The sequence below is a fragment of the Chamaesiphon sp. OTE_75_metabat_556 genome, from assembly GCF_031378165.1.
In the GTDB taxonomy this organism is placed as follows: Bacteria; Cyanobacteriota; Cyanobacteriia; order Cyanobacteriales; family Chamaesiphonaceae; genus Chamaesiphon.
This window is the reverse complement of record NZ_JANNDR010000193.1, coordinates 1-11,733: the sequence shown is the minus strand read 5'-3', so window position 1 is coordinate 11,733 and position 11,733 is coordinate 1. Positions and strand designations below refer to the sequence as shown.

At 46.8% G+C, this 11,733-nt stretch carries 10 protein-coding genes; 1 reads left to right on the top strand and 9 read right to left on the bottom strand.

The window, feature by feature from the left end; genetic code table 11:
- From RMO27_RS08080 to RMO27_RS08070, 3 genes are all read right to left on the bottom strand, one after another.
- On the bottom strand, positions 1-2,644 hold a 2,644-nt coding region (locus RMO27_RS08080; RefSeq protein WP_309731131.1), incomplete at its 3' end, for a trypsin-like peptidase domain-containing protein.
- A 71-nt stretch (positions 2,645-2,715) separates the two neighbouring features.
- Positions 2,716-2,943 (bottom strand): hypothetical protein, encoded by a 228-nt coding sequence (locus tag RMO27_RS08075; protein WP_309731129.1) that lies wholly within the window; start codon positions 2,941-2,943, stop codon positions 2,716-2,718.
- A 10-nt stretch (positions 2,944-2,953) separates the two neighbouring features.
- A complete protein-coding gene (locus RMO27_RS08070; protein ID WP_309731126.1) occupies positions 2,954-4,420 on the bottom strand; it encodes a hypothetical protein in 1,467 nt (488 codons plus the stop codon).
- 414 nt (positions 4,421-4,834) lie between these two features.
- Here RMO27_RS08070 and ileS point away from each other — a divergent pair, with 414 nt between their 5' ends.
- Positions 4,835-8,257, top strand: coding sequence for an isoleucine--tRNA ligase (gene ileS, locus RMO27_RS08065; protein WP_396133641.1), 3,423 nt, complete (start codon positions 4,835-4,837; stop codon positions 8,255-8,257).
- 89 nt (positions 8,258-8,346) lie between these two features.
- On the opposite strand, the gene RMO27_RS08055 is transcribed toward ileS, so the two are convergent.
- The 6 genes from RMO27_RS08055 to RMO27_RS08030 all read right to left on the bottom strand — a co-directional run bounded on the left by RMO27_RS08055 (position 8,347) and on the right by RMO27_RS08030 (position 11,577).
- Positions 8,347-9,084 carry an ABC transporter ATP-binding protein gene (locus tag RMO27_RS08055; RefSeq protein WP_309731124.1) on the bottom strand — a complete coding sequence of 246 codons (738 nt, stop codon included), beginning with the start codon at positions 9,082-9,084 and terminating at the stop codon, positions 8,347-8,349.
- Between the two features lie 20 nt (positions 9,085-9,104).
- Positions 9,105-9,719: a Uma2 family endonuclease gene (locus RMO27_RS08050; RefSeq protein ID WP_309731122.1), complete on the bottom strand. Its 615-nt coding sequence runs from the start codon at positions 9,717-9,719 to the stop codon at positions 9,105-9,107.
- A 13-nt stretch (positions 9,720-9,732) separates the two neighbouring features.
- On the bottom strand, positions 9,733-10,581 hold the full coding sequence (gene dapF, locus RMO27_RS08045) for a diaminopimelate epimerase (RefSeq protein WP_309731120.1): 849 nt from the start codon (positions 10,579-10,581) through the stop codon (positions 9,733-9,735).
- A 99-nt stretch (positions 10,582-10,680) separates the two neighbouring features.
- Complete coding sequence (locus RMO27_RS08040; RefSeq protein WP_309731118.1) at positions 10,681-10,854, bottom strand: PCP reductase family protein; 174 nt, start codon at positions 10,852-10,854, stop codon at positions 10,681-10,683.
- Positions 10,855-10,948: 94 nt separating this feature from the next.
- Positions 10,949-11,242, bottom strand: coding sequence for a hypothetical protein (locus RMO27_RS08035; RefSeq protein WP_309731116.1), 294 nt, complete (start codon positions 11,240-11,242; stop codon positions 10,949-10,951).
- A gap of 158 nt (positions 11,243-11,400) precedes the next feature.
- A complete protein-coding gene (locus RMO27_RS08030) occupies positions 11,401-11,577 on the bottom strand; it encodes a hypothetical protein (RefSeq protein WP_309731114.1) in 177 nt (58 codons plus the stop codon).
- Positions 11,578-11,733 lie beyond the last annotated feature (156 nt).

Sequence of the window (11,733 nt, the reverse complement as noted above, 5' to 3'; positions counted from 1 at the left end):
CTTTTTTATCGCCAAAATTAAGTTTGATTGCACCGCGACTGCTATAAATTGCCGATTCATTAGGATTGATGCTGGCTGCTCGATCAAAATCTGACAACGATCCTTGCTGATCACCTAGTTTCGCTCTGAATGATCCACGATTCGTAAAAGGATAAGTTTGGTTAGGCTCTACGGCAATTGCTTTGTCAAAATCTAATAATGCCCCTTGTCGATCGCCTAGTTGAGATTTGGCATTTCCTCGCGCAATATAGCCTAAATGAGACTTAGGCTCTAGTGAGATTCCCGTTTCTGCATCTAATAAGGCTCCTTTATTATCCCCTAATTGAAGCTTTGAATTAGCACGCAAGAAGTAAGCTACTTCCGATCGATCGTCTAGTGAAATTGCCTTATCAATATCTAAAATTGTCTTTGAATTACTATTTCCAGCTCTGTAGTTGAGAATGCCCCGACTTATGTACCCTCTGGCAGAGTTAGGATCTAATGAAATTGCTTTATTAAAATCTAATAATGCTGCGGCCTTATCCCCTGCTTCCAATTTATTGTAACCCCGACTAATAAACAGGTAATTTTCTGGTCGATCTTTGATCAATTTATCGTAGATAGCGTTCGCCTGTTGATATTTGCCAGCATTATTAAATATCCGAGCTTTGGCACTAAATAAGAGGGTATCGGTCGGTTCTAAGCCGATCGCCGTATCGATCGCTTTGATGGCTTCATTGTATTTTCTCAACTCTAGATAGTAACCACTCTGCCTTTGCCACATGTAGTAATGCAAGCGGCGGCTTTGGGCGGGAATAGTCGAGATTGCTGTCGAGATGGAGGCTACAGCTTGGGAATATTTTTTGTCAGATCCAAAAGCACGCGCTTTGCCATAATAGCCCGCCCATGTGGATGCGCCACCTTTGGAGATCGCGATGTCGAAGGCTTTGACAGCTTCGGCGTATTTACCAATCCGATGCAGTTGATTGCCATATTGCAACCATTGTTTCGCATCCCCATCTGCTGGCGGCTGGGAAATACTATCCCTTACGGCGACAACTGTTGCGAGTTCGCCAGCATTCAAATCCCTCGCAATATTCTTACTCGTCTTCAGCAATTGGGAACTAACTTTTAATTTCGTTGCTAACCCAATGAAACTCCGAATCGAGATCCCCAAACTATTCCCAAAACTGAGATCCTCATTCCATCCCTGCTGCTTACTACCGCCATCCCCTTCCACCTTGCCATGAATCCCGACAACTCTGCCCTCAGTATCAAATACTGGGCCACCACTCATCCCGCCGTAACTAATACTGCTATAAATCAGATCGTAACCGTCACTCTCGAAGGAAAATTTATCTTGAGTCTGAAATTTGCTAAATTCCTGATTCGCAATATTTTTACCTGGATTTAGCTGCCATTGCCACAGCGGACTATCGATTCTCTCTCGTGCGGGGAATCCGGCTGCGAAGACAGTGGCATCTTTGCGAGGACTATAAGTGCCCAGTGAGGCAATCGGGTAATTAGCATTACTCGTAAATTTGACTATTGCCAAATCTAGACCCTCAGCCAGGGTAATATCAGTCGGCTGGATGGTGTAACTTTCTTGGTCGTGGGTAATAGTTTTAACATTAGCAAAGAGCTGTTTAGTCTCCTGGATGTCAAAAACTACGTGTTTGGCCGTTAGGACATAGTATGTGCTGCCTTGCTTGGCGACGATGACACCCGAACCATTGCCGCCATTAGCTTCGATCCGGACAGTCTGTTGGCGCGTTTGACGATTGAGTTGAGCCATGTATCCCGTCGGTGCCACTTTCCGTTGCACCTTGGGCAGGTTGTCATACTGGTAAAGAATGTCAGGATTTAATTGCGAGAGGACGTTATAGATCGGGACACCCCAGTTCGACTTGGTGTATTCCGCCGCTTTTTTCGCAGTTGGTTTACTGCCATCAAAGTAGGTATAACTGGGGATTAGCGGTGCTGCACCGATCGTATTGATGCCGATAACTACCGCTTTATCCCCACTAATCGCCAACACAGGCCCCCCGCTCATCCCTTGACGAATATTAGTCGCGCCCTTATCGGTGACATAGCCGATTTGGGTACCATCTTCGAGCGGTACGTCTGAGAGTTGGGAGACTGCTCCAGAGGTGAACCGCAGTTGGGCGGAATCGAAGGGAAATCCAGCACTATAAATCTTTCTATTTGCGTTCATCGCCGACCCTGTATCGTATTCTAGGTCGGCCAGTTGATATTTCTGAGTGCTAGTAAATTGGAGCAACGCGACATCATACTTGGGGCTAATTTGGGTATTTGGAGTCAGTTGAGCGGTGTGTTGTTTGCCATCAGCGGTCTTAATTTGAAATTTGGTACCGTTCCCAGTGACATGCCTATTCGTGAGCACGAGATATGTCATCGCTCCTGAAGCATTCTTGGTCACTTTTTTGCCAATCAATACTCCCGAACCGCCATTATTTTCAGAGGAGATCCGCACGGTGATTTTGGTGGATTGGGTGCGGATTTGTTGGGGCGTGAGACTGCTATTATTGATATCCGCATCGGCTAGACGGTGTGATTGGGGTGGATTGACAATCTCAGGGGATATAGCGATCGCCGGGAGCAAGTTGGTAGCGAGCAGGAGTGCAGTCAGGACGGTGGTTTTCATGGAGTAAAGATAAGATGATAGACCGATCGGGCAATTTGGCAAAGAACGAGTAACGACTGGTGACTTAGATCCTAGATCGGGCAGTCGATCTCTAAATATGCAGGGTGTGGTGAATTAGTTGGGAGTTGGGCGAGAATAGCGCGATCGCCTGAAATTGACGGCGTTGCTGAATTCATGGATGATTTTTTAGAAGCGATCTCCGAAATCGGTGGTAGGGGCAATTCATGAATTGCCCCTACCACCGATTTCGCGGGCAATTCATACATCAAGTCAGCAAAGCCAAATTGGCAACATCGCAATTTATTAGAGCTAGGTGTGCTCTGGTTGCAATTGCAAACTAGGGTGGATATCGGCGTTCCGCGCCCATTTGCCACGCCCCTGGTGCTGTTGGACGAGTGCCGCGAGTTTGGTCGATCCGATCCCCCCTGGTTTAAATTTGAATTGCCATTGCGTTTCTATTCGCTCGACAAATACATCGACAATGTTGGCGGCGATCTGGCGATCTGCCAAGATCTCAGTCAACATCGTCGTTAATAATGTCGGGTAATAGTCCTCACAAATCCACGTCAGATAATCGACATATTGAGCCAAAACTTCAACTGATAAAGCGGAGTCGCCCCAGCTGGGTTCCCCAGCCATGGGAGCGACACAAGCATCGCGCTCCGACTCAATCGGAGCGCGATCGAGATAAAATGCTTGTGCTAATTTGGCGATCGATCGCTTGGTTTGCCGCCCGATCGTGGTTTGATTTAAGCTCAATTCAATGCCAGTATCTTCTTGATTAAGTTCTAGCCCATAGATGAGTAATAAGACACGGTTAGGCGGCTGTCGATCGAGAAATTGAATCGCGCGTTCCCTAATTTCGGTAGCTTCGATCGTCAAGCCCGCCTGGGGAGAGGCTTGCAGATCGCCAAAATTCGTGCCGCTGTCAGTTTCACCCACTGGTGTATCCAAAGAATAGGTACCGATTTTGCGATAGTTGCGCAGCATATTGCCAAGATACTGCAACAACTCGATCGCCATTGCTCGATCGACAATCGCCAATTTGTTACTCCGTTGATGCGATCGATACCGAGCTAACAACGCATCGTAATGACTCGGCTGGGGCTGGTTCGTGACAAACTGTTTGGCAACTACCGCTTCCCGAAAACATTGATGCAGTAATAATAATCCCTCGAATCTCGCTCCGGCTGGTTCGCACTCTTTGAGAGCGGATTCAATACTGGTACGATATAGCAGCCCCAGATTAGTGCGCTTAAAGTCTGCCGCATTCGGCAACGTTCGCAACCGATCGATCAGCGATTGCCGAAATTTATAATAACTATAGGTGGCTAAACTTTGGTACCAATCTAATCGATCGGGCTGAAAATTCTTGAGAAACTGGGCGGGATGACAAATAATACTCAAACCAGTCTGGTAAACATCTTGCAGTTCGGTTTCCTGGAAGTGGAGTTGCAGCGGTTCAAATATCTGCCTACGGATCTGAAGATGAACCTTGGCACCGACGTTGCGATCCAAGAAGAGTGTTTGAGCCAGAAGTGCCGTAATACATCCCCGCAGACATCTTTGGGTAGGGGTATAATTTGGCAAATCTATTGTGACTAGCTGGCACAACTCTACTACTAAGATCTGCGCGATTTCTAGGACTTGCGATCTGGCCAACTTATCGGGTATGCGCTGGTAAATATACCGTCTAAGCCTGGGATCTATTTGCCACTGAAGATAGGGATGCCGATCGATCGGTGTCGGGATCTGGTAAAAATATTGGCGATCCATTTTATTAATCAGTTATTTATAGCTAGTCAGCTCACCTTGTGGCAATGGATTCTAGATCGTAGCGCAATGTTTCCGATCGATCAGCTTTTTTAATCATCTCCACAGAATTCCAATCAAACCACAATTAGGCCGATATTTGCGATCAAAAGATTAGATATTTTAGTGAATTTTCATTGATATATTTGCTCAATTATTTCATATTTACGCCGATCGAGGAAAGCGCACAATAGCTGATTGTTCATACTGTTTGAGATCGGGTTACTGGCAAGTATCAGCGATCGACGTTGTGAAAATGTGCGACTCGATCAAATCGCTAATGGATCGCTCTTCCTGGACGCGGAATATCCCAATTACCCATCCCCCGCACTTCACGCCCTATAATATACGGATACAAACCATCGAGCATTTACCACTGTGACAGCAACTGGAAGTTACAAAAACACCGTAAACCTACCCCAGACTAAGTTTGACATGCGGGCTAACGCTGTCATTCGCGAACCCGAGCTGCAAAAATTCTGGGCAGACGAGCAAATTTTTGAACGGCTGTCACAGTCCAATCCTGGCGAGATTTTTGTGCTGCATGACGGCCCGCCATACGCCAATGGCACGCTGCATATGGGTCATGCGCTCAATAAAACGCTTAAAGATATCATCAACCGTTACCAACTGCTCAAAGGCCGCAAAGTCCGCTACGTGCCTGGTTGGGATTGTCATGGACTGCCGATCGAGCTAAAAGTGATCCAAGACATGAAGCCAGCGGAACGCCTGAGCCTGACGCCATTGGAATTACGTCAGAAGGCAGCCGCATTTGCACTTAAAACAGTCGAATCACAAAAAATTGGCTTCAAACGCTTGGGTGTCTGGGGTGAATGGGATCAACCCTATCTCACGCTCCAGCCGGAGTATGAAGCAGCTCAAATTGGTGTCTTCGGCCAAATGGTGCTCAAAGGCTATATCTATCGCGGTTTGAAGCCCGTGCATTGGAGTCCTAGCTCAAAGACAGCTCTGGCAGAAGCGGAGCTAGAATATCCCGAAGGACACGTCTCGCGGAGTATTTTTGCAGCATTTAAGGTTACTCACATTACCGATGCAGCTAAGGCGGTTTTAGAACCATTTCAGGATGATTTAGCGGTGGCGATTTGGACGACTACACCCTGGACGATTCCGGCAAACTTAGCTGTAGCTGTCAATCCCGAACTTAGCTACGCGATCGTCGAAGTTAGTGGCCGCGAGGATAATCATTACCATGGCTGCAAATACGCGATCGTCGCAGCAGATATGGTCGATGGGTTAGCTGCCAAACTAAATCTCAACCTAACGCCTAAATCGGTGATTAGAGGCTCTGAATTAGAACACTGCACCTACAAGCATCCACTGTACGATCGAGTCAGTCCGGTGATTATCGGTGGTGACTATATCACGACAGAATCGGGGACTGGGCTAGTGCATACCGCTCCAGGCCACGGGCAAGAAGATTATATCGTCGGACTGAAATACGGTCTGCCGATTCTCGCACCTGTTGATGGCGATGGCAACTTCACGGCGGAAGCCGGGGAAACATTGCAAGGGGAAAATGTGTTGGGTAATGGCAATCAATTGGTAATTGAAGCATTACTCGCAGTGAATTCCCTGCTCAAAGAAGAAGCTTATCCACATAAATATCCCTACGATTGGCGGACGAAAAAGCCAACGATTTTCCGCGCGACCGAACAGTGGTTTGCATCGGTTAAAGGGTTTAAAGAAGCTGCGCTTAAAGCAATCTCGGAAGTCGAATGGATTCCCGCGCAAGGTGAAAATCGGATTACGCCGATGGTCGCCGAACGATCAGATTGGTGTATCTCTCGTCAGCGCAATTGGGGTGTACCAATTCCAGTGTTTTATGATGCCGAAACTAATGAGCCATTACTAACGGAAGAAACAATTAATCACGTTCAAAATATCTTCCGCGAACATGGTTCCGACGCGTGGTATTCGATGCCTGTCGAGGAATTATTGCCAGAATCTCATCGTCACAATGGACGTACCTACAATAAAGGTATGGATACGATGGATGTCTGGTTTGACTCCGGCTCTTCCTGGGCGGCGGTTGCCAATCAACGGGATAATCTCGTTTATCCAGTCGATCTGTATCTCGAAGGCTCCGATCAACATCGGGGGTGGTTCCAATCGAGTCTGCTCACTAGCGTCGCGAATAATGGCATTGCACCTTTTAAAACCGTCCTCACTCACGGTTTTGTGTTGGATGAAAAAGGCGAAAAAATGAGTAAATCATTGGGGAATATTATCGATCCAATGGTAGTGATGGATGGTGGTAAAAACCCCCAGAAAGATCCAGCTTATGGTGCGGATATCGTCCGCCTATGGGTATCGTCAGTAGACTACGCTAACGAGGTGAGAATCGGGCCGAATGTCCTCAAGCAATTATCTGATGCTTCCCGCAAAATTCGGAATACAGCCAGGTTCTTGCTCGGAAACATTCATGATTTCGACCCAGCCAAAGATGCCGTGCCCTATGCCGAATTAGCCGAACTCGATCGCTATATGCTGCATCGAATGAGTGTGGTCTTAAGCGAAATTACCGAAGCATTCGATCGCTATCAGTTCTCTAAGTTTTTTCAGATCGTCCAGAATTTCTGCATCGTGGATCTGTCCAACTTCTATCTAGATATCGCCAAAGATCGGTTGTATATCAGCTCGCCGACTTCTTTCCGCCGCCGCAGTTGTCAGACAGTCCTGGCAATTATTCTCGAAAATCTCACCCGCGCGATCGCTCCCGTCCTCTGTCACATGGCGGAAGATATCTGGCAGTATTTGCCCTACCCAACCGCTCACAAATCTGTATTTGAAGCTGGTTGGGTCAAGCTCGATCCGCAGTGGTTTCAGCCCGATCTAGCCCTCTCCTGGGATAAGATCCGCGATCTGCGGACGGATGTGAATAAGGTGATGGAACAGGCGCGGACTGATAAGGCGATCGGTTCCTCGCTAGAGGCGAAAGTGTTATTGCAGGTGAGCGATCCGACACTCAAAGCTAAATTGCAAGAATTTTCGGAACCCACCCCCAGCCCTTCCCAGGAGGGGAGTATGAGAGGACGGGCGGTAGTTAATACCACTAATTCGCGGACGCCGATGATCGATCGACTAGTTAATTCTTCCTCACTACCAGAGCTACAACAAACACTGCTCAGTGGTAGTAATGCAGTTGGTGGGACAATTGCCACCGCAATCGAGGCTTATAGCAAAGGTTGGCGATTGATTGGTAATACTTTATTAGTATTGACTGGGGCATTTGGGCTATATATCGCGATCGGGTTGCTCGATATCGTCAATCACATTCCGTTCGTACAGACTACGCTCACCGGAATTGGGATTGTGATGAGTGGCTTATTTGCGGTGCGTAATTTATTAACTAAAGAGAAACGCCGCCACACATTCGATCGGGCGATCGCTTATAAAAATGATATTATCGGCGCACAATATCATCCCGTCCGAACGGTATCTCTCCAAGATCCAACTGGAGAATTGCTACCGATGCCATCGGTACCAGCACCAGTAACGACATCTCCATCCATAACATCGCAGCCAATCCACCATCATGCCAATGGAATTGATGAATTGCGGTATCTGTTCCTAGCATCTCAAGTTGAGTTAATTGATGATGCCGATCGATTAGTAGGTTTGCAACATCAAACAACCGTTGAAGGTGGCAAAATTGGGGTAGTCAATGCCGATGGTACCAAGTGCGATCGGTGTTGGAATTATTCATCAACTGTTGGTACCAATAGCGAACATCTATTAGTTTGCGATCGCTGTGTAGATGCTTTAGCTGGTAAGTTTTAGCCAAAACATCAAGCGAAAAAGGTAGGGGCAATTCATGAATTGCCCCTACCTTTTTCGCTTGACGAACATATCAATCGACCCAGCCAAGATTATTCCCATTCAGCGATCGATTCACTTTCATCCACGGTAATTTGCTGTTGAAGATTCGACCAATCGACTAAGTTACTAGCTTTATCAATTGATAATTGACCATCTTGTAAATAGAGTAACCGATCGCTAAATTGGGCGGCTAGTTCTAACTGGTGATTGACAATAATTAGCCCCATTTGTTGCGATCGAGCCAATTCAGTGATGTACTTGAGGATTTTCTCGGCAGTGTGAAAATCTAAATTGGCGATCGGTTCGTCGAGTAATAATATTTGCGGTCGCGTAATTAAGCCTCTAGCGATCGAGACAATCTGTTTTTGTCCGGCAGAAAGCTGTGACTCCAATCGATCGAACCAATCGGTGGGAATCTCCAATTTTTCGGTCACAGTCACAATTCGCTGTTTGATTTCTTCAGCACCTAAAGACTGTAATTGCAATGGATAAGCCAACGCTGCGCGTACTTTCAGCCCCAGCAGCTTTGGTTCTTGACTCACCAACATGACTTGCTTTCTCAGCGTCATGGGAGAAATCGATCGATAGTCTATACCACTGAATAAAATCTGTCCGGTTGTTGGTTCATTTAGCCGATTTAGCAACCGCAATAACGTACTTTTCCCAGCACCAGTAATCCCCGTTAAAGTCAAACATTCACCCGCAGCCAGATTAAACGAGATATCTGTCAGCAGCGGACGAGTAAAATTGGGTGGGGTATAATTGAGGCGATCGAGTTGAAGTAGCAAGTTGATAATAATGAATTGGGCTACCAGATATCAGTGAGATCGAGCACGAATCCAGGTAATATATCCTCGCCACTAAGCTGGGTTGGCGATTGCAAAATTTCAGTTTCTTGATTAATGCGATAAATTTCGACCCGTTGATGTTGCGGATCTATTAACCAGCCCAACCGCACTCCATTGTCGCGATACTCTTGCATCTTTTCTTGGAGTTTGGACAAACTATCGCTAGCTGAACGTAATTCTATTAAAAAATCGGGAGCTAATGGTAAAAACTTAGTTGGATCTGGATCGAGTTGGGCAATTCTCGCTCTTTCGACCCAAGCAACATCGGGAGAACGTTGCGCACCATTTGGTAAAACAAATCCACCCGATGAGTCAAAAGCCTCCCCTAGCTGGGTTTGCTCGTTCCAGACATACATCTGTCCGCCAAGTTTAAAATTTCGTTTAGAACTACCCCAACCAGTCGGTGCCAAAGCTATTAATTCTCCTGTGCTAGTCAGTTCTAACCGCAGATCGCGATTGGTGTCGCACAGATCTTGAAATTGGGCGGGAGTGAATTTCACCGCACTCAAATTGAGTGGGAGCTTAGTGGCGAAATCGTTCGCTGAATTAGGGTGTTGCTCGATGGCGGCAGTCATCTCATCTATACTCCTATTCTTGTGCGGCTTCTCCCTTAAATACTAACTCAGCAGGGCCAGTCATATAGACGCGATTGTCTGCTTGCGACCATTCGATTTGGAGGCAGCCGCCAGGTAATTCGACGGTACAAAAGCGATCGCATTTACCAGTCAGGACTCCAGCTACTACCGTCGCACAGGCACCAGTGCCACAGGCAAGGGTGATGCCCGCACCGCGTTCCCAGACCCGCATTCTGACATAATCAGGACGGATAATTTGGACGAATTCGGTATTCGTACGTTGAGGAAAAGCAGGGTGATGCTCGAATTTGGGGCCGATCGCTTCGAGGTTGATCGCATTAGCATCTTCGACAAAAGTCATACAATGGGGATTGCCCATGCTGACGCAAGTGACCGTCCAGGATTTGCCATCGACTTCAATCGATCGATCGATTACTTGATCATCAGCAGGACTCAATGTCGTCGGGATTTCGGCAGCCGAGAGTCTAGGTTCGCCCATATCGACTTGGACATTGCCTTCTAGCAATACTTCTGGAGTGATGATCCCAGCCAGAGTATGAATTTTGTAAGTGACCGCCAGATCGGTTTTGCCTTCTAAGTCGGCAATAAATTTGGCCATGCAGCGAATGCCATTGCCGCACATCTCCGGCTCCGAACCATCAGAATTAAAAATTCGCATGGTGTAGTCGGCACCATGTTGGCCGGGGAGCACAAAAATCACGCCATCGCCACCGATCCCAAAATGACGATCGCACCAAATAATTGCTTCTTCTGGCTCGATAACTGGTGTATCGCTGTGACGATTATCGATCAGGATAAAATCGTTACCTAAGCCTTGATATTTGCTAAATGCGATCGACATAGATTAGGGGGTAGGGGTTAGGGAGTAGGGGGTAGGAATCCAAAAACTGTGTTTGAGATAATACTAGGATTTAGGTACTTACAATCAATCGGCAATAGTTTACTTTTGGCCAAATTGTTGTTTGGCGCGATCGTAAACCTCAGGGGTAATTTCGATCGTACCTTCTGCTTGAGCAAATTTTTCGATTTTCTTTCGTGCCGCAGGTCGGACAAAGAAGGGGATTTCTTTGAGTTTTGCTTCTGCTTCAGCCGTCCAAGAGATATTGTTACTCACAAGCAAGTTGCTATCCTAAGTCAATAGAAAAGGTTGAAGTTAGTTAGTCGTAATTTGGGTGCGATCGGTCAGAGCGATCTTACTCAACCAAAACTTATAATGGCGGGTGGCGACGACGATCGAGATCGGGGAGTGGCGATCGATTGGGGTTTGAGGAGGGTAGATATAATTGTTTTGACTTGCGTGCCGACCCAGTTTCAGATTGCTGGATGCACCACCAACGATAACCGATCGCCATGCCCGAAGTTAGTAGTCCCAAAATCATCAACGTGCCTACCTCATTAACGCCACCGAGGACGGCATCAACAGCACCAACAATAATGATAAAGCTGGAAATTGGTTCTTTGCGGTATAGTCTTTTCAAGAAAGTAGGAAATATCGCGTTCATTTATAGGTGGTGAGACTAGGATTACAAAATACCATCGATCTATAATCCTATTCTACAAGCTCAGGCTGGGTAATCGATCGTCCATAAGTAGAGAATTAGCCAATGCACTGAGTTGCTCTCTTAATATGCCCAAATCTAGGGGTGGCGATCGCCAAACCTTAATTAATGCCCAATCCCATCCACGCTAGCGGATTTTGGCCGGTAATGTACTCAATTAAGAGTAGAGCGGCAAAGCCAACCATCGCCGCTCTGCCATTCAATTGCTCTGCAAATCGGTTGAAACCAAATCTAGTCAAGACTAGCTGGGGTTGGACGGAAGGTTGTACTTTTGCCATGATCTATAGAAGATTGCGATTTGTAAAGTCAGTCTATCCCTATTTTACGGCTGTTTGGTGCGATTCGATCGGGATTGTGCTGGGTGGCGATCGATCTACTGCCACCCACGAGACGAGAAGATCTCGATCATAAAATCGTCCCCAATCTAGATTAGG